Annotated in this window: 14 protein-coding genes; 6 read left to right on the top strand and 8 right to left on the bottom strand. The window is 59.8% G+C overall.

Going from position 1 to position 18,349, the window contains the following annotated elements:
- Nucleotides 1–112: 112 nt before the first annotated feature.
- From sutA to glnK, 4 genes are all read right to left on the bottom strand, one after another.
- Entirely contained in the window at nt 113–439 is a 327-nt protein-coding gene (sutA, locus tag BM70_RS0112455; RefSeq protein ID WP_015886504.1) for a transcriptional regulator SutA, read from the bottom strand.
- A gap of 103 nt (nt 440–542) precedes the next feature.
- Nucleotides 543–968 (bottom strand): secondary thiamine-phosphate synthase enzyme YjbQ, encoded by a 426-nt coding sequence (locus BM70_RS0112460; RefSeq protein WP_025856326.1) that lies wholly within the window; start codon nt 966–968, stop codon nt 543–545.
- A 211-nt stretch (nt 969–1,179) separates the two neighbouring features.
- Entirely contained in the window at nt 1,180–2,517 is a 1,338-nt protein-coding gene (locus BM70_RS0112465; RefSeq protein WP_025856327.1) for an ammonium transporter, read from the bottom strand.
- Nucleotides 2,518–2,551: 34 nt separating this feature from the next.
- A complete protein-coding gene (glnK, locus tag BM70_RS0112470; RefSeq protein ID WP_002555808.1) occupies nt 2,552–2,890 on the bottom strand; it encodes a P-II family nitrogen regulator in 339 nt (112 codons plus the stop codon).
- Nucleotides 2,891–3,312: 422 nt separating this feature from the next.
- Here glnK and BM70_RS0112475 point away from each other — a divergent pair, with 422 nt between their 5' ends.
- Together BM70_RS0112475 and BM70_RS0112480 are read left to right on the top strand one after the other, a co-directional pair.
- Nucleotides 3,313–3,573 (top strand): accessory factor UbiK family protein, encoded by a 261-nt coding sequence (locus tag BM70_RS0112475; RefSeq protein ID WP_025856328.1) that lies wholly within the window; start codon nt 3,313–3,315, stop codon nt 3,571–3,573.
- 224 nt (nt 3,574–3,797) lie between these two features.
- Nucleotides 3,798–5,294 carry a YifB family Mg chelatase-like AAA ATPase gene (locus BM70_RS0112480; RefSeq protein ID WP_025856329.1) on the top strand — a complete coding sequence of 499 codons (1,497 nt, stop codon included), beginning with the start codon at nt 3,798–3,800 and terminating at the stop codon, nt 5,292–5,294.
- A 107-nt stretch (nt 5,295–5,401) separates the two neighbouring features.
- Here BM70_RS0112480 and BM70_RS0112485 read toward each other — a convergent pair whose 3' ends face one another.
- Complete coding sequence (locus BM70_RS0112485; protein WP_025856330.1) at nt 5,402–7,378, bottom strand: methyl-accepting chemotaxis protein; 1,977 nt, start codon at nt 7,376–7,378, stop codon at nt 5,402–5,404.
- Nucleotides 7,379–7,555: 177 nt separating this feature from the next.
- Nucleotides 7,556–8,476 (bottom strand): LysR substrate-binding domain-containing protein, encoded by a 921-nt coding sequence (locus tag BM70_RS0112490; protein WP_025856331.1) that lies wholly within the window; start codon nt 8,474–8,476, stop codon nt 7,556–7,558.
- 152 nt (nt 8,477–8,628) lie between these two features.
- On the opposite strand from BM70_RS0112490, the gene BM70_RS0112495 reads away from it, so the two are divergent.
- Nucleotides 8,629–10,026, top strand: coding sequence for a NorM family multidrug efflux MATE transporter (locus tag BM70_RS0112495; protein WP_025856332.1), 1,398 nt, complete (start codon nt 8,629–8,631; stop codon nt 10,024–10,026).
- 113 nt (nt 10,027–10,139) lie between these two features.
- On the opposite strand, the gene BM70_RS0112500 is transcribed toward BM70_RS0112495, so the two are convergent.
- Nucleotides 10,140–11,804, bottom strand: a complete 1,665-nt coding sequence (locus BM70_RS0112500) for a bifunctional diguanylate cyclase/phosphodiesterase (RefSeq protein ID WP_025856333.1) — start codon at nt 11,802–11,804, stop codon at nt 10,140–10,142.
- Between the two features lie 255 nt (nt 11,805–12,059).
- Between BM70_RS0112500 and rep the strand changes: the two genes are divergently transcribed.
- Together rep and BM70_RS0112510 are read left to right on the top strand one after the other, a co-directional pair.
- Nucleotides 12,060–14,069, top strand: coding sequence for a DNA helicase Rep (gene rep / locus BM70_RS0112505; protein WP_016975907.1), 2,010 nt, complete (start codon nt 12,060–12,062; stop codon nt 14,067–14,069).
- A 58-nt stretch (nt 14,070–14,127) separates the two neighbouring features.
- Nucleotides 14,128–14,700 carry a xanthine phosphoribosyltransferase gene (locus BM70_RS0112510; protein WP_025856334.1) on the top strand — a complete coding sequence of 191 codons (573 nt, stop codon included), beginning with the start codon at nt 14,128–14,130 and terminating at the stop codon, nt 14,698–14,700.
- An 83-nt stretch (nt 14,701–14,783) separates the two neighbouring features.
- On the opposite strand, the gene BM70_RS0112515 is transcribed toward BM70_RS0112510, so the two are convergent.
- A complete protein-coding gene (locus BM70_RS0112515) occupies nt 14,784–16,706 on the bottom strand; it encodes an acetyl-CoA hydrolase/transferase C-terminal domain-containing protein (protein ID WP_025856335.1) in 1,923 nt (640 codons plus the stop codon).
- A 281-nt stretch (nt 16,707–16,987) separates the two neighbouring features.
- Here BM70_RS0112515 and BM70_RS31235 point away from each other — a divergent pair, with 281 nt between their 5' ends.
- Entirely contained in the window at nt 16,988–18,322 is a 1,335-nt protein-coding gene (locus tag BM70_RS31235) for a saccharopine dehydrogenase NADP-binding domain-containing protein (protein WP_043274233.1), read from the top strand.
- Nucleotides 18,323–18,349: the final 27 nt, after the last annotated feature.

An 18,349-nucleotide genomic window follows, 5' to 3' on the forward strand; every position in this document is an offset into this window, starting at 1 on the left:
CATTGACTGACACTGCGCCATCGCGGGCAAGCCCGCTCCCACAGGGTATTGCGCCAGGCATGAAAAAGCCCGCAGCGACGGCGGGCTTTTTCTTACAAGCAGGTGACTGACCTCAGATAGGTCGGCTGCCGTACTTGTTGTCCGGCTTCTTCGGTGGATCTGCCACCACGTTAGCCTCGACTTCCTGCACTTTGCCGCCTTTAGCGAGGAACTCTTCCATCGCACGGGCCAGGGCATCACGCTCTTTGTTCTTGGCTTCAACGCTCGGCAATTCATCTACCGACACAGCCGCCTTGGCTTTGCCTTTGGCAGCCGGGACCGGTGCATCATCGCCACCGTCGTCGTCAGCAACGTCTTCCGCCGCCGCTTCAAGACCTTCTTCGGTGTCGTCTTCGTCACCTACTTCGAGTTCGTCGTTTTCCAGATCATCGTCGCTCATGTTCTACCTCATGACTTGCGAAAAGCAGATTAGTTATAGCCCAGCTTCACCCTCTGTCGACGGCTGCTGGAAAAAAATCAACATCCACTGGATAACCAGTGGCTTATGCCCCATCACCGTGCAAGGTGGCGAGGACTTTACGAGCATCGCCATGATCACGGTGCTCGCCCAGATAAACACCTTGCCAGGTCCCCATCGCCAAGCGGCCGGCCTTCACCGGCAAACTCAGCTGGCAGCCCAGGAGACTGGCCTTGAAGTGCGCCGGCAGGTCATCCGGACCTTCGTCGTTGTGTTCGAACCCTGCGCGGCCTTGCGGCACCAGCGAGTTGAAATAACGTTCGAAGTCACGGCGAACCGCCGGGTCGGCATTCTCGTTGACGGTCAACGAGGCCGAGGTGTGCTGCAGCCACAGATGCAACAAGCCCACGCGACAGGCCTTCAATTCAGGCAAGCCGGCCAGCAACTCATCGGTCACCAGGTGAAAGCCCCGGGGCTTGGCCCGCAGGGTAATCAGGGTCTGTTGCCACATACAGTTCTCCGCCCATCGGCGCGCATTCTAGCGCGCTCTGGGAAAAAACAAAGTGTCGAATACGCCTACATGCCTGTAAGACATTCGCATGCTGAAAAGTGCCACGTGCGCCCCATCACAAACTCGACGCAAAAACCGGCACAGCTTGTTATGACTGACAAACGCCAGGCAAAAAAATGCCCGGCAAGCCGGGCATCTTTTTTTCGCGTACTTACAGGTTGTAGCCGCGCTCGTTGTGTTGCGCCAGGTCGAGGCCGACCGCCTCTTCTTCTTCGGTAACCCGCAGGCCCATGACCGCATCCAGCACCTTGAGGATGATGAAGGTCACGATAGCCGTGTAGATCACGGTGAAGCCGACGCCTTTAGCCTGGATCCAGACTTGTGCCGCCACGTCAGTCACAGTACCGAAGCCGCCCAGTGCAGGGGCTGCGAACACACCGGTGAGGATCGCACCGACGATACCGCCGATACCGTGCACGCCAAACGCGTCCAGGGAGTCGTCGTAGCCCAGCTTGCGCTTGAGGCTGGTGGCGCAGAAGAAGCAGATCACACCGGCAACCAGGCCGATCACCAGGGCGCCCATCGGGCCCACGGTGCCAGCGGCAGGGGTGATGGCGACCAGGCCGGCCACCACACCCGAGGCGATGCCCAGTGCGCTTGGCTTACCGTGGGTGACCCACTCAGCGAACATCCAGCCCAGCGCCGCAGCAGCGGTAGCGATCTGGGTGACCAGCATCGCCATGCCGGCAGTACCGTTGGCAGCAGCAGCGGAACCGGCGTTGAAGCCGAACCAGCCGACCCACAGCATGGCCGCACCGACCAGGGTGTAACCCAGGTTGTGAGGCGCCATCGGAGTGGTCGGGAAGCCTTTACGCTTGCCGAGCACGATGCACGCCACCAGGCCAGCAACACCGGCGTTGATGTGCACCACGGTGCCGCCTGCGAAATCCAGCACGCCCCAGTCGCCCAGCAACGAACCCGGGCCGCCCCATACCATGTGAGCAATCGGCGCGTACACCAGGGTGAACCAGACGCCCATGAAGATCAGCATCGCGGAGAACTTCATACGCTCGGCGAAGGCACCGACGATCAGCGCCGGAGTGATGATCGCGAAGGTCATCTGGAAAGTGACGAACACGGCCTCAGGGAACAGCGCCGCCGGACCAGTGATGCTCGCCGGGGTCACACCCGACAGGAACAGCTTGGACAAGCCGCCCACGAACGAGTTGAAGTTGACGACGCCAGCCTCCATCCCGGTGGTGTCGAACGCCATGCTGTAGCCGTAGACGAACCACAGGATGGTGATCAGGCCGGTAATGGCGAAGCACTGCATCATCACGGAAAGAATGTTTTTGGAGCGAACCATGCCGCCGTAGAACAGCGCCAGGCCTGGAATGGTCATGAACAGCACCAGCGCAGTGGATGTGAGCATCCATGCGGTGTCGCCGGAATTGAGGACTGGAGCAGCCACTTCGTCTGCCGCCATGGCCAGGCTTGGCATTACGATGGACAACAGGGCTCCGAGCCCTGCGAATTTACGCAGAGTCATATTGTTTTCTCCTGGGGCGTTGGGGTTTGGCGGCTTAGATTGCGTCGGTATCGGTTTCGCCGGTACGGATGCGAATAGCCTGTTCCAGATTGACCACGAAGATCTTGCCGTCACCGATCTTGCCGGTGTTGGCGGCCTTGGTTATCGCCTCGATAACCCGGTCAAGATCCTTGTCGTCAATGGCGACATCAATCTTCACCTTCGGCAGGAAATCGACCACGTATTCCGCGCCGCGATACAGCTCGGTGTGACCCTTCTGCCGACCGAAGCCTTTGACCTCAGTAACGGTAATGCCCTGCACGCCGATCTCGGACAACGACTCGCGTACATCGTCCAACTTGAACGGCTTGATGATGGCAGTGACTAGCTTCATGAAAACTCTCTCCCGAATTGGTGGACTTGCCCCAGGAAAACAAACCCGTCTCAAGTCTAAGCGCAGTGCCTGGCTTTGTAACGCGTCGTCGCAAGAGCAGATGCCGTTGCGACGCCAGCGAACCACTGGTGACGAAACCTGTACCCCTGATCCGTCGGCGCACTGCATTCGTCACAGCGACTGCATCAGTGCATGGGTCATGATCGTCTAAGCAGAAACCTTGCCAGCTCCGTAAAAATCACTGAAATCAGTCCTTTGCCCACTTATGCCCACCTGCGGGGCTTTTTGGCGGCACCAATGCGCACAAAAACAGTGCGCCGCCGCCCGACCCCTTGCGCGAAAACCGTGCGCCCGAGGACATGAAAAAGACTATAGACGCTGCGTGATACACTGCCGGCCAACAGTTTTCCGGAATATTTCCCATGCTCGCGCCCAAAGACCTCCTCGACGCCCTGAGCGGCCACGCCTCTCGCCTGTTCAGCGGCGACACCCCGCTGCCCCGCAATGAAATCGAAAGCCAGTTCAAGGCGTTGCTGCAAAGCGGCTTCAGCAAGCTCGACCTGGTAAGCCGGGAAGAATTCGACAGCCAGATGGTCGTGCTGGCCCGCACGCGTGCGCGGCTGGAGAGCCTGGAGGCCAAAGTCGCTGAGCTGGAAGCGCGGTTGACGCCGCCAACCGAATAACCCCTCCCTTGTAGGAGCGAGCTTGTTCGCGAAGAACCCGAGAGCGCCGCGTCAAACCAGATTCGCTGCGCTATCGTTGACGGTCTTCGCGAGCAAGCTCGCTCCTACAGTTGATTTTCCACCGCTCTGGATACGTTCTGTAAAACCTCCCCGCCTCGCGCCTCCCCGCCTCGACTACTCTTGAAAAACCGCAGGAAGCGGCCTCCATTCTTCAAGGAACGAGCATGTCCCTCGCCATTGTCCACAGCCGCGCCCAGATCGGCGTCGAAGCCCCTGCCGTCACCGTTGAAGTACACATGGCCAATGGTTTGCCATCCCTGACGCTGGTGGGTTTGCCGGAAACGGCCGTCAAGGAAAGCAAGGACCGCGTGCGCAGCGCCATTCTCAACTCCGCGCTGCAATACCCCGCCCGCCGCATTACCCTCAACCTCGCGCCCGCCGACCTGCCCAAGGACGGCGGGCGTTTTGACTTGGCAATTGCCCTGGGGATCCTGGCCGCCAGCGTGCAAGTGCCGGCGCTGATGCTCGATGACGTGGAATGCCTGGGAGAATTGGCGCTGTCCGGCGAGGTGCGGGCGGTGAAAGGCGTGTTGCCGGCCGCTCTGGCGGCGCGCAAGGCTGGACGCACCGTGATAGTGCCGCGGGCGAATGCCGAGGAGGCGTGCCTGGCGTCAGGGTTGAAGGTGATCGCGGTGGACCACTTGCTGCAGGTAGTGGCGCACCTGAATGGGCATCAGCCCATCGAGCCTTACAAGTCCGACGGTTTGCTGTACTTGAACAAACCGTACCCGGACCTGAGTGAAGTCCAGGGCCAACTGACGGCCAAGCGCGCGCTACTGATCGCAGCGGCGGGCGCGCATAACCTGCTGCTTAGCGGCCCGCCGGGCACCGGCAAGACATTGCTTGCCAGCCGCCTGCCCGGCTTGCTGCCACCGTTGAGCGAGCAGGAAGCCCTTGAAGTCGCGGCGATTCAATCCGTGGTCAGCCTGGCGCCCTTGAGCCATTGGCCCCATCGACCGTTTCGCCAGCCGCACCACTCGGCATCGGGGCCGGCGCTGGTGGGCGGCGGGTCGAAGCCGCAACCAGGGGAAATCACCCTGGCTCATCACGGCGTGTTGTTCCTCGACGAGTTGCCGGAGTTCGACCGCAAGGTGCTGGAGGTACTGCGTGAGCCCTTGGAATCAGGGCACATCGTGATTTCCCGCGCCCGCGACCGGGTGAGTTTCCCGGCACGCTTTCAACTGGTGGCCGCGATGAATCCATGCCCTTGCGGCTATCTGGGCGAACCCAGTGGGCGCTGTCGCTGTACGCCGGAGCAAATCCAGCGCTATCGCAACAAGCTCTCCGGGCCCTTGTTGGACCGCATCGACTTGCACCTCACCGTAGCCCGGGAAACCACCGCGCTGAATCCAACCCAACAGGCGGGCGATAACACGGCCGAGGCATCGGCACGGGTCTCTCAGGCCCGCAATCGCCAACATCAACGTCAGGGCTGTGCGAATGCGTTCCTTGATCTGCCGGGGCTGCGCAAGCACTGCAAGCTGGCGAAGGTCGATGAAGGCTGGCTGGAAACCGCCTGCGAACGGCTGACGCTGTCGTTGCGCGCGGCCCATCGGCTGCTCAAGGTGGCGCGCACTCTGGCGGATCTGGAGCAAGCAGACGCCATCGCTCGCCATCATCTGCAAGAGGCCCTGCAATATCGCCCGGCAGCAATCACCTGATTGCCCAACATTGTAGGAGCCGGCTTGCCGGCGATGCGCCAGTGGCCTTGCGGTGATTCCAGGGCCGCCATCGCCGGCAAGCCTGCTCCTACAGGGATGGGGTGGTTTCAGCGGAAGCGGTCAACCTCATGGCGCAAGCTCGCCGCCAGGGTTTCCAGTTCCTTGGCGGTAATGGCCAGGTTCGACACCACTTCGCGCTGCTCGCTGTTGGCCAGCGCAATGCTCTGCAAGTTGCTGCTGAGCAAGGTCGCGGTGCTGCTCTGTTCCTGGGTGGCCGTGGTGATCGCGGCGAATTGCTGGCCGGCCGAGCGGCTTTGCTCATCGATACGCGCCAGGGCCGAGGCCACGTCGGCGTTGCGCGACAGGCCTTCCTGCATGAGCACGTTGCCGTGTTCCATGGTGCTGATGGCGTTGCCGGTTTCCTGCTGGATACTCTGGATCATCCCGGAGATTTCATCGGTGGCCTGGCGCGTGCGCGATGCCAGGTTACGCACTTCGTCGGCAACCACGGCGAAACCACGACCTTGCTCACCGGCCCGTGCCGCTTCAATGGCGGCATTGAGCGCCAGCAGGTTGGTCTGTTCGGCGATCGAAGTGATCACGCCGACGATCCCGCCGATTTCCTGGGAACGCTGGCCGAGGGTGTTGATCACCGTGGCGGTGCTGTTCAGCGCAGTGGCGATGTGTTCCAGGGACGACGACGCCTCTTGCATCGAGGTACGGCCAATGCGGGTTTGTTGCGCGTTTTCCTGGGCCAGGCGTTCGGTGTTGCCCATGTTGTCGGCGATGTTCAGCGAAGTGGCGCTGAACTCTTCCACCGCGCCGGCCATGCTGGTGATTTCGCCAGACTGCTGCTCCATGCCCTCATAGGCACCACCGGACAACCCGGACAGCGCCTGGGCACGACTGTTGACCTCTTCGGCCGCTTTGCGGATATGCGAGACCATGGTCGATAGCGCTTCACCCATCTGGTTGAAGCTGCGCGCCAACTGGCCGATTTCGTCATGACTGGATACGTTAAGGCGCGCGCTCAAGTCGCCGGCGCCCAAGGCCTCGGCCTGACGCACCAGGTCACTCAGAGGCTGCAACTTGCTGCGCAGCAACCACACCGCTGCGCCTACCGCGAACAGCATCGCCAACACACTGCCAATCACCAGACGGATCCCCACGGCCCAAGTGACTTCGCGGATTTCCGCCTTCGGCATGCTCGCCACCACCGACCACGGCCCGCCTTCGAAAGGCACCGAGACGCTGTAGAAGTCTTCGTTCTTGTCACTCCAGAAGCGGCCTTCGCCGGGCTTCTTCGCCAGGTCGAGCATCACCGGAATCGACTGGTCCAGTGCTTGCACGCCGGCAGGCGGTACCAACCAGCGTTTCTGTTCATCCAGCAAGGCCAGGGAGCCGGTCTTGCCGATACGGAAGCGCTTGAGGTTTTCGAACTGGGCGTTCTGGGCATCGGTGTAGTCGAAGCCGACAAACAGCACCGCAATCACCTTGCCGGCCGCATCACGCACCGGTGTGTACTGGGTCATGTAGGAGCGTTCGAACAACACGGCGCGCCCGACGTAACTCTGCCCGGCGAGCAGACGTTGGTAAGCCGGGTGCTGGTGATCCAGAGCCGTACCGATGGCGCGACTGCCATCCTGCTTGGTCAGGGAGGTACTGATGCGGATGAAGTCTTCGCCGCTGCGCACGAATACCGTGGCCACGCCGCCGGAGGTGTCCTTGAACTCATCGACCTCATCGAAATCGTTGTTCAGCAGGTCGCTGCCCAGGAACAGGCCAGGGGTCTGCACGCCGGCCACGGCCACCGACTGGTCAGCCCGCACACTCAAGCCGGCGCCGAAGCGCTTTTCAAACAGCCCGCTCAAGCGCTGCGTACTTTCGCGCAGGGTGCTGTGGAAGGTATTGAGTTGGTCGGCGAGCAAACGCGCCTCGCTGGCCAGGTGTTCCTCTCGGGTGTCGAGGTTGGCTGAGTCGAGGGAACGCAAGGCAAACACGGTACTGCCGCTGATGACGACAGCCAGAATCACGGCTAACGCGAGGCCTAACTGTGAGGCTATCCGGGCGCGAGGTTGAGACATGAAGGCTCCTGGCCGAGGCCAGGATCATCCTGATCTCATAGCGCTACTCGGCAAATTATCTAGTGGGAAACGTTGAAGCACGAGGGTTCCAACACACCTACTTCGGCGGCGCGCGGCAATACTTGAGCGAATCACAGGGGTATCACGCAAACGATTGCACGAACGGTCGTCCCCCCCTCAATCGAGGCGTTCAACCTGAGGCAACTCCATGGCCTTGACTTCCGCCTGGAGAAACTCCGCCAAGCGCCGCAGACGCTCGCCGCCGGGTCGGGTTTTCGGCCACACCAGGTAATAATTTTCACCACTGGCCACGGCGGTTGGCCAGGGCAGGCTCAGCCGCCCCTGGGCGACGTCTTCGGCCACCATCAGCAAGTCGCCCATCGACACACCATAGCCCCGCGCGGCGGCGATCATACCCAATTCGAGGGTATCGAATACCTGCCCGCCCTTGAGCGACACCTGGGATGACAACCTCATGCGCTCCAGCCAGTTGCGCCAATCGCGACGGTCGGGTGTGGGGTGCAGCAATTCGGCGGTGGCCAAGCGTGCGGCGTCCCAGGGCCCATCCGCCAACAGATTGGGCGCACCCACCGGAATCAGCAATTCCGGGAATAGATAACTGGCTTCCCAGTCCGCCGGAAAATGCCCATAACTCAGCAGCACCGCACAGTCGAACGGCTCCTGGTTGAAATCCACTTCATCCACACTCATCCAGGCACTGGTCAGTTGCACTTCGTTGCCCGGCTGCAAAGCCCGGAAACGACTCAGCCGCGCCAGCAACCACCGCATGGTCAGGGTCGAGGGCGCCTTCATGCGCAGGATGTCATCTTCGGCGTTCAGGGTATGGCAGGCCCGCTCCAGCGCGGCGAAACCTTCGCGCACGCCGGGCAAGAGCAGGCGCGCCGCTTCGGTGAGCTGCAAATTGCGGCCGCTGCGCTGGAACAGGCGACAGGCGAAATGCTCCTCCAATGTGCGGATATGTCGGCTCACTGCACTCTGCGTGATGGACAACTCCTCCGCCGCTCGGGTGAAGGAGTTGTGCCGAGAGGCGGCTTCAAATGCACGCAAGGCATAAAGCGGAGGAAGACGACGGGACATTGGGAAAGCTCCGACAGTGCAATGCGCAAACCCTACCAGAATCAAACAGGCATGAGTTTTAATCATGTGAACGATCGCATTTATCCCTTTGTGCAATGGGCTGGGAGCGCCGAGAATCAACCCTTCCCCAACCCTCCGAATTGTCGAGTGTGATGATCATGCAGCATCCGGCACGTACCGAACTCTGGGCCATTCTGCGGCTGTCAGGGCCGTTGATTGCCTCACAGTTGGCGCACATGCTGATGGTGCTGACCGACACCCTGATGATGGCCCGCCTGAGCCCCGAGGCCCTGGCCGGCGGCGGCCTCGGCGCGGCAAGCTATTCGTTCGTGTCGATTTTCTGCATCGGCGTGATTGCCGCCGTGGGCACGCTGGTGGCTATCCGTCATGGCGCGGGCGATATCGAAGGCGCCACCCGCCTGACCCAGGCCGGGCTATGGCTGGCCTGGCTGATGGCCTTGGCCGCGGGCTTGCTGCTATGGAACCTCAAGCCATTGCTGCTGATGTTTGGCCAGACCGAAACCAACGTGCACTCGGCCGGGCAATTCTTGACGATCCTGCCGTTCGCCCTGCCCGGCTACCTGAGCTTCATGGCCTTGCGCGGCTTCACCAGCGCGATCGGCAAGGCGACGCCAGTGATGGTGATCAGCCTCGGTGGCACGGTCCTCAACTACCTGCTCAACCACGCGCTGATCGAAGGCATGTTCGGCCTGCCGAAACTGGGCCTGATGGGCATCGGCCTGGTCACCGCCATCGTCGCCAACGGCATGGCGCTGGCGCTGATGTGGTACATCCGCAGCAACCGCACCTACGCGGCCTACCCGCTGAGCACCGGCCTGCTGCGCCTCAACACCCAGTACCTGCGCGAGTTGTGGCGCCTGGGCCTGCCGATCGGCGGCACCTACGCCGTGGAAGTCGGGCTGTTTGCCTTTGCGGCATTGTGCATGGGCACCATGGGCAGCACGCAGCTAGCGGCGCATCAGGTCGCGCTGCAAATTGTCTCGGTGGCATTCATGGTCCCGGCGGGGATGTCCTACGCCGTGACCATGCGCATCGGCCAGCACTACGGCGCCGGGCAGTTGGTGCATGCGCGCATGGCCGGACGCGTCGGCATCGGATTCGGCGCGGCGGTGATGTTGGGATTCGCCGCGGTGCTGTGGCTGTTTTCCGATCCGCTGATCGGGCTGCTCATCGACCACAACGACCCGGCGTTCCACGACGTGATCGTCCTGGCCGTCAGCCTGCTCGCAGTGGCCGCGTGGTTCGAGCTGTTCGACGGCGTGCAAACCATCGCCATGGGCTGCATTCGCGGGCTGAAAGACGCCAAGACCACCTTTCTGATCGGCGCGGGCTGCTATTGGCTGATTGGCGCGCCGTCGGCCTGGCTGATGGCCTTCACCCTGGGCTGGGGCCCGACCGGCGTGTGGTGGGGGCTGGCGCTGGGCCTGGCGTGCGCGGCGGTGAGCCTGACCTGGGCGTTTGAGGCGAAGATGAAGCGGATGATTCGGCAAGAGCCGGAACCTCACCCGGCATTCAGCACCGCGCATTGACCTGTAGGAGCCGGCTTGCCGGCGATAGCGGCGTGTCAGTCAGAACATCTGATACTGATACACCGCTATCGCCGGCAAGCTAGCTCCTACAGTTGACTGGGTTCGCAACCCGTTCATCCCAGCAAGGCTTGCTGGCTTTTGCCGAAGGTCAGGTACTCCACCAACTCCGGCAACGGCAGCGGCTTGCTGATCAGGTAACCCTGGGCCTGGTCGCAGCCAAACAAGCGCAACAGCGCCAGTTGCTCCGGCGTTTCCACACCCTCGGCGACCACTTCCAGATTGAGGTTGTGGGCCAGGTTGATCATGGCGTGCACCAGCTTGCGGTTCTCTTCGCGCTCTTCCATGCCGCCGACAAAACTCTTGTCGATCTTCAACAAGGCGATCGGCAAGCTGTTGAGGTGCACGAACGATGAGAAACCGGTGCCGAAATCATCCAGCGAGAACCGCACTCCCAGGCGGCCGAGGGCGTCCATGGTCTGCTTGACCAGGTCACTGCGGCGCATCACGGCGGTTTCGGTGAGTTCGAACTCCAGCCATTGCGCTTCCACCCCACGCTCGGCAATCAGCCGGCTGAGGGTCGAGAGCAACTGGCTGTCCTGGAACTGACGGAACGACAGGTTGACGGCCATGTGCAGCGGCGGCAGACCGCGTTCGCGCAGGTCCTGCATGTCACGCAGGGCCCGGGAGATGACCCAGTAGCCCAACGGCACGATCAGGCCACTTTGCTCGGCCAGGGGCACGAATTCACTCGGCGGCAACAGGCCACGCTCGCCATGGCGCCAGCGCACCAGGGCCTCGAGGCCAACGATATGCCCGTCGTCCAGGTCCAGGCGCGGCTGGTAATGCAGCTCCAGCTCATCACGCCGCAAGGCGCGGCGCAGCTCGCTTTCCAGGTCAGCCAGGCTGCGCGCGTTGCGGTTGATGCGTTCGTTGAAGATATGAAAGGTACAGCCCTGGGTGCTCTTGGCCTGCTGCATGGCGATATGGGCGTGCCACATCAGCGGGTCGGCCCCGGCGCGTGCGCGGGCATGCGCCACACCCAGGCTGCAACCGATCAGCAGGCTTTCGCCATCCACCCAGTAGGGTTCGGCCATGACCTCGGTGATGCGCTCGGCCATCCACTCGGCGCGCTGGGGCGCCCGGCGGGTGTCGATCAGCAGGGCAAATTCATCACTGCCCAGGCGCGCCAGTTGGTCCCCGACCTCAAGCTGGCTCTTGAGCCGCGAGACCACTTGCAGGATCAACCGGTCGCCGGCCTGGTGGCCGAGGGCGTCGTTGGCGTGACGGAAGTTATCGAGGTCCAGGTGGCCGAGGGCCAGGCCACGGCCTTCATTCTCGGCCAGTCGCGCGGTGAGCAGGGTCTGGAAGCCTTGGCGGTTGGCGATGCCGGTGAGCGGGTCCTGCTCGGCCAGGCGTTGCAGGGTGTTTTCCAGCACGCCACGCTCGCGGACGTGGCGCAGGCAGCGGCGCAATGTATCGGCGTCCAATACATCACGCACCAGCCAGTCGCTGACGCCCAGGGGAGAAACCAGCGGCTCCTGCTCCAGCAGCAACACGCACGGCAGGCTGCAGCGGCCAGGTCCGGGTTGCAGGCTGGGCGTGGTCAACAGCACGGCACTGTGGTCGTCATCGAACAGACGGCTCACGGAGTCCCAGTTTGGCGCACTGATCAGCACAGCCCCTTCGCCCATCGGCGCCAGGCACTCGCGCAATAACGCTGCCCACGCGGGCTCATCGGCCAGCAGCAGCAAACGCAAGGGTTCGACAGGCGTAGACAAGCTAGCTCCCTAGACTCTGCAAAAAAACGTGGCGGCGGGCATTATGACGTGCGCCCTGACAATCACCAATGATAGGGGTTATCAAACACGCGGACTGTAAACATTAGTCTCAAACAACCCCGACATCCTGCGGCAAAGTATCAAAACCGGCAAATTTAGATCGAGTGGTACGTCACACTGTCGTTCTGACAGGGCAGAATCCTGCCAGCCTGTTAAAATGCCCGCCCTTTTGAATAACGACTCCCTGAATTCTGTATGTCCCGACTCAATCCCCGGCAGCAAGAAGCCGTGAACTACGTCGGCGGCCCTCTATTGGTGCTCGCCGGTGCAGGCTCCGGCAAGACCAGCGTGATCACCCGCAAGATCGCGCACCTCATCCAGCAGTGCGGCATCCGCGCCCAGTACATCGTCGCCATGACCTTTACCAACAAGGCGGCGCGAGAAATGAAAGAGCGCGTCGGCACCCTGCTCAAGGGTGGCGAAGGCCGTGGCCTCACCGTGTGCACCTTCCACAACCTGGGGCTGAACATCATCCGCAAGGAGCATGTACGGTTGGGCTACAAGCCGGGCTTTTCGATCTTCGACGAGACCGACGTGAAGTCGCTGATGACCGACATCATGCAAAAGGAATACGCAGGCGACGACGGCGTGGATGAGATCAAGAACATGATCGGCGCCTGGAAAAACGACCTGATCCTGCCCGCCCAGGCCTTGGAAAACGCACGCAACCCCAAGGAACAGACCGCCGCCATCGTCTACACCCACTACCAGCGCACGCTCAAGGCGTTCAACGCGGTGGACTTCGACGACCTGATCCTGCTGCCGGTGAAGCTGTTCGAGGAACACGCCGACATCCTCGAAAAATGGCAGAACAAGGTGCGCTACCTGCTGGTGGACGAATACCAGGACACCAACGCCAGCCAATACCTGCTGGTGAAAATGCTGATCGGCAAGCGCAACCAGTTCACCGTGGTAGGCGACGACGACCAGTCGATCTACGCTTGGCGCGGCGCCCGCCCGGAAAACCTCATGCTGCTCAAGGACGACTACCCGTCCCTGAAAGTGGTGATGCTGGAGCAGAACTACCGCTCCACCAGCCGCATCCTGCGCTGCGCCAACGTGCTGATTTCGAACAACCCCCACGAGTTTGAAAAACAACTGTGGAGCGAGATGGGCCATGGCGACGAGATCCGCGTGATCCGCTGCCGCAACGAAGACGCTGAAGCCGAGCGCGTGGCCGTGGAGATCCTCAGCCTGCACTTGCGCACCGACCGGCCCTACAGCGATTTCGCGATCCTGTACCGCGGCAACTACCAGGCCAAACTGATCGAGCTGAAATTGCAGCACCACCAGGTGCCGTATCGCCTGTCGGGCGGCAACAGCTTTTTCGGACGTCAGGAAGTGAAAGACCTGATGGCCTACTTCCGGCTGATCGTGAACCCGGACGACGACAACGCCTTCCTGCGCGTGATCAACGTCCCGCGCCGCGAAATCGGCTCCACCACCCTGGAAAAACTCGGCAACTACGCCACTGAGCGCAAGATCTCGATGTACGCCGCCACCGACGAAATCGGCCTGGGCGAACACCTGGACTCGCGTTTCACCGACCGCCTGTCACGCTTCAAGCGCTTCATGGACAAAGTGCGCGAGCAGTGCGCCGGCGAAGACCCGATCAGTGCGCTGCGCAGCATGGTCATGGACATTGACTACGAAAACTGGCTGCGCACCAACAGTTCCAGCGACAAGGCCGCGGATTACCGCATGAGCAACGTCTGGTTCCTGATCGAAGCGCTGAAGAACACCCTGGAAAAAGACGAAGACGGCGAAATGACCGTCGAAGACGCCATCGGCAAGCTGGTGCTGCGCGACATGCTTGAGCGCCAGCAGGAAGAAGAAGACGGCGCCGAGGGTGTGCAGATGATGACCTTGCATGCCTCCAAGGGCCTGGAATTCCCCTACGTGTTCATCATGGGCATGGAAGAGGAAATCCTCCCGCACCGTTCCAGCATCGAAGCCGACACCATCGAAGAAGAACGCCGCCTGGCCTACGTGGGTATCACCCGCGCGCGTCAGACCCTGGCCTTCACCTTTGCCGCCAAGCGCAAGCAATACGGCGAAATCATCGATTGCGCCCCCAGCCGGTTCCTGGATGAACTGCCGCCGGACGACCTGGCCTGGGAAGGCAATGACGACACCCCGACCGAGGTGAAGGCCGTTCGCGGCAACACCGCCTTGGCGGATATACGCGCAATGTTAAAGCGCTAGAATCGACTACTTTTTAATCTACTTTCGGCGCACACCGCGCCATTAGAGGAAGCTTTCCGTGGAAGCACTGCATAAGAAAATTCGCGAAGAAGGCATCGTGCTTTCCGATCAGGTACTCAAGGTCGACGCCTTTCTGAACCACCAGATCGACCCGGCACTGATGAAGCTGATCGGCGACGAATTCGCCGCACTGTTCAAGGATTCGGGCATCACCAAGATCGTCACCATCGAGGCCTCGGGCATCGCCCCCGCGATCATGACCGGCCTGAACCTGGGTGTACCGGTGATCTTCGCCCGCAAGCAGCAATCCCTGACCCTGACTGAAAACCTGCTGTCAGCGACGGTGTATTCCTTCACCAAGAAGGTCGAAAGCACTGTGGCGATTTCCCCGCGCCACCTGACCAGCAGCGACCGCGTGCTGGTGATCGATGACTTCCTGGCCAACGGCAAGGCGTCCCAGGCGCTGATCTCGATCATCAAGCAGGCGGGCGCAACGGTCGCCGGTTTGGGGATTGTGATCGAGAAGTCGTTCCAGGGTGGCCGTGCGGAGCTGGATGCGCAGGGATACCGAGTGGAATCCCTGGCACGGGTCAAATCGTTGGAAGGCGGCGTAGTGACCTTCATCGAATAATCACGCCTGGCAGAATTTTTGTAGTGAGCGAGCTTGCCTCGCGCGGGTGTAGCCCGCTCACCACAAGAACCCTGCTCTGCCGGCTAATTCGCAGTCGCCTGCAGGCCCGCCAGCAACAGCCGCTGATACAAATCTTCCTTTAGCCCCTCCGGCTTATCCAATCGCATGCGCTCCAGATGCTTGGGAAACGCCTCCGGCTCAGGCGCATCCAGCGCTGCCTTGCCCAATTCCAGAATCTCCGTGAGCTTGAATTTGCTCTTGAGCCAGTTCAGCGCGCGCAACAAATCCCGCTCCTCGTCCGTGAAATCGCTGCCCAGCGGATACTCCGGGAACAGCCGACGATGACGCGCTTGAATCGCCTGTAGCCGCTCCGGCGTGTTATCGGCAAAGCGTGGATCCAGCTGGAAATCCTTCGCTAGCTTGCCGGCCTTTTGCGCCTGCTCGATCAAATCGTCCTGGAACCGTGAGTCGGTGATATTGAGCAATGCCTCGATCACCTTGGCATCCGTCTGCCCACGCAAATCGGCAATGCCGTACTCGGTGATGACAATATCCCGCAGGTGCCGAGGAATCGTGCAGTGGCCGTATTCCCACACGATGTTGGAACTGACCTCCCCCGCCGACTCGCGCCAGCTGCGCAAGATCAGGATCGACCGCGCACCTTCCAGCGCATGCCCTTGGGCAACGAAGTTGTACTGCCCGCCCACACCGCTGAGCACACGGCCGTCTTCCAACTGGTCGGCCACGCCCGCGCCCAGCAGTGTCACCATAATTGCGCTGTTGATAAACCGCGCATCCAGGCGTTGCAGGCGCTTGAGCTCTTCCTGGCCGTACAGCTCGTTGATGTAACTGATGCGGGTCATGTTGAATTCGAGGCGCTTGGCGTGCGTCATTTCCTGGAGGCGCTGGTAAAAACTGCGTGGCCCCAGGAAGAACCCGCCATGGATCGAAATCCCGTCGGGCTGCGCAGCGTCGTCGAGCGTGCCGGCGTTGGCCTGCTCCTGCGTCGCCACATCCGGGTAAACCTTGCGCCGGATAATCCCCGCGTCCGCCAGCACCAACAAGCCGTTGACGAACATCTCGCTGCAACCGTAGAGGCCACGGGCGAAAGGATCGACACCGCCTTCTCGGCTGATCAGGGGCGCCCATCGATACACATCGAGGTCCGTCAGCAGCAGTCGATAGGCTTCGTTATCTGCCTGGCGCGCCAGCAGTGCGGCCGTCAGCGCATCGCCCATGGAACCGATGCCGATCTGCAAGGTGCCGCCATCGCGCACCAGCGTGCTGGCATGCAGGCCGATGAAGTGGTCCTGGAAACCCACCGGCATATTCGGCGTGGAGAACAGCGTGGTGCTGTCTTTTTCATCGATCAGGTAATCGAAGGCATCCATGCCCAGCTCGGCGTCTCCGGGCATATAGGGCAAGTCACTGTGAACCTGGCCGACGATCAGCACGGTTTCGCCGGCATCGCGGCGCCTGGCGATCATTGGCAGCAGGTCGAGGGTGATATCCGGGTTGCAGCTCAGGCTCAGGCGATCAGGATGTTCGGCGCTGCTGGCGACCAATTGCGCCACCAGGTTCAGGCCTGCGGCGTTGATGTCGCGGGCGGCATGGCTGTAGTTGCTGCTCACGTAATCCTGCTGGGCCGACTCGCTGTGGAGCAGGCTGCCGGGCTGCATGAAGAACTGCTGCACATGGATGTTCTTCGCAAGGCTGTCCTTGTGCAGGTCGGCGAGGAAATCCAGCTCGGGGTAATCGCCAAACACCCGCTCGATAAACGGTTCGAGAAAGCGTTTCTGCAAGCCATCGCCCATCTTTGGCCGGCCCAGGCTCAACGCGGTATAGATCGTCAGCGAGCGCTCGGGCAATTTGGCGACGCGCCGGTAAAGCGCGTTAGCGAACAGGTTCGGCTTGCCCAGACCAAGCGGCATGCCCATGTGGATATGCGCCGGCAACCGCGCCAGTACATCGTCAACTGCTTGCTCGATTGAACACAACTGCACCATCCGACCCTCCTGAACATTCCGTGATTAGGGGTTGGACAGAGAGTGGCGGGTGTTTGCTGCAATGAACAGCAATCAATCTGAAAATCCAGCAATTCAATCAAAATAAGGGCTTGATAAATAAGTTTAACAGCCAATCAAATAAAAGGAAAAACCCTACAAACTATCGAATCAAGTCTTACACAAACATAGGACCTCGAAAAAAACAAACCACTCACATATCCACTAGCATAAAAACTAGAAGTACTTACACACCCACCAATAAAAACAGGTTAACCATTACAATGATAAACCACATAATCATAATCGGTTTTGGAAGTATCGCCCAAGGCTTGCTGCCACTTCTATCAAAGCATTATAACGGAGCAACAATCACTATCTTCGAAAAGTCGCCCCAGAAAACGCACTTCTTAATTGCTAGCGAATTTCTAGCAAATCTAGAAAGCTTCCCCATAACCTCTGAAAATTTTGATCGCATTTTGTCTCCCCACCTAAATGAAAATGTCTTTCTCATTAATCTTGCGGTCACAGTATCGAGCCTAGCCATAGCAAAACTTACACAGAGGCATAATTCACTTTATCTGGACACATGCATAGAGCCTTGGAGCTACGGCACCGGTGGCAATAAGACGCTTACAACCAACTACGAACTACGGGAGGAGATGAAGAATTGCCAGCGTAAAAATAGTGGCTCGACTGCTATTTTGGCACACGGTGCAAACCCGGGGTTCATTTCTATACTTTTAAAAAAAGCCCTTCTTGAAATGGCCGTCCTTAACAATATAGCGGCAGACCCTAATCACCAAGTAGAGTGGGCAGCCCTTGCAAAAAAACTAGAAATACAGGTTATACAGATTTCTGAGCGCGACTCGCAAGTTCCCTCAACAACACGTGCGCCGTTTGATTTTGTATCTACATGGTCTGCAGACGGGCTAATAACCGAATGTCTACAACCCGCAGAATTAGGTTGGGGGACCCATGAAGGCGCGCCTCCCCTTGGAGCAAAAAAAAACGGCTACGCCATAGAGATGTGTGAGTCGGGATATCAAGTCAGAGTTAAAAGTTGGTCACCTAACTATTTAGAGTTTTCCGCTTACCTGTTGACCCACAACGAAGCACTTTCAATTTCCGAATATCTAACTTTAGGCGACCCGAGAGCCCCAACGTACCGCCCAACTGTGTTTTACGCGTATGAGCCATGCGACCAGACACTCGATTCTATTATGCTTCTTGATAAAAAATCGAAAAATTATGACTTTGAGAAAATAGTGTTAAAAAACGAAATAACATCTGGCGCAGACGAACTGGGAATTTTTCTAATCAGCAACAAATACAATGCATTTTGGCTCGGCTCAAACTTATCAATCGGAAAAGCAAAAAAAATTGCACACTACAATAATGCGACAAGCCTTCAAGTAGTGGCGAGTATTATAGGCGGGATGAAGTGGGCGGAAAAATTCCCAAGAGAGGGAATTGTAGAGTCTGAGAGCTTGGACTGGAAATACATATACGACATAACTGCCATTTATTGGGAGCCCATAGTGAAGCAAGAAGTAAATTGGAGGCCTTCCCAAACCGACGGATCACTATCATTCAACAATTTCATAAGTGACAAATAGCCTTCCGAAACCAATCACCCGAACAAG

Source organism: Pseudomonas sp. CHM02, from assembly GCF_000612585.1.
In the GTDB taxonomy this organism is placed as follows: domain Bacteria; phylum Pseudomonadota; class Gammaproteobacteria; order Pseudomonadales; family Pseudomonadaceae; genus Aquipseudomonas.

Coding starts and splice junctions, on each gene's coding strand:
- rep (WP_016975907.1), top strand. CDS start 12,060: ATGTCCCGACTCAATCCCCGGCAGCAAGAAGCCGTGAACTACGTCGGC.
- BM70_RS0112485 (WP_025856330.1), bottom strand. CDS start 7,378: ATGTCTCAACCTCGCGCCCGGATAGCCTCACAGTTAGGCCTCGCGTTA.
- BM70_RS0112480 (WP_025856329.1), top strand. CDS start 3,798: ATGTCCCTCGCCATTGTCCACAGCCGCGCCCAGATCGGCGTCGAAGCC.
- BM70_RS0112495 (WP_025856332.1), top strand. CDS start 8,629: ATGATCATGCAGCATCCGGCACGTACCGAACTCTGGGCCATTCTGCGG.
- BM70_RS31235 (WP_043274233.1), top strand. CDS start 16,988: ATGATAAACCACATAATCATAATCGGTTTTGGAAGTATCGCCCAAGGC.
- BM70_RS0112465 (WP_025856327.1), bottom strand. CDS start 2,517: ATGACTCTGCGTAAATTCGCAGGGCTCGGAGCCCTGTTGTCCATCGTA.
- BM70_RS0112475 (WP_025856328.1), top strand. CDS start 3,313: ATGCTCGCGCCCAAAGACCTCCTCGACGCCCTGAGCGGCCACGCCTCT.
- sutA (WP_015886504.1), bottom strand. CDS start 439: ATGAGCGACGATGATCTGGAAAACGACGAACTCGAAGTAGGTGACGAA.
- glnK (WP_002555808.1), bottom strand. CDS start 2,890: ATGAAGCTAGTCACTGCCATCATCAAGCCGTTCAAGTTGGACGATGTA.
- BM70_RS0112490 (WP_025856331.1), bottom strand. CDS start 8,476: ATGTCCCGTCGTCTTCCTCCGCTTTATGCCTTGCGTGCATTTGAAGCC.
- BM70_RS0112460 (WP_025856326.1), bottom strand. CDS start 968: ATGTGGCAACAGACCCTGATTACCCTGCGGGCCAAGCCCCGGGGCTTT.
- BM70_RS0112515 (WP_025856335.1), bottom strand. CDS start 16,706: ATGGTGCAGTTGTGTTCAATCGAGCAAGCAGTTGACGATGTACTGGCG.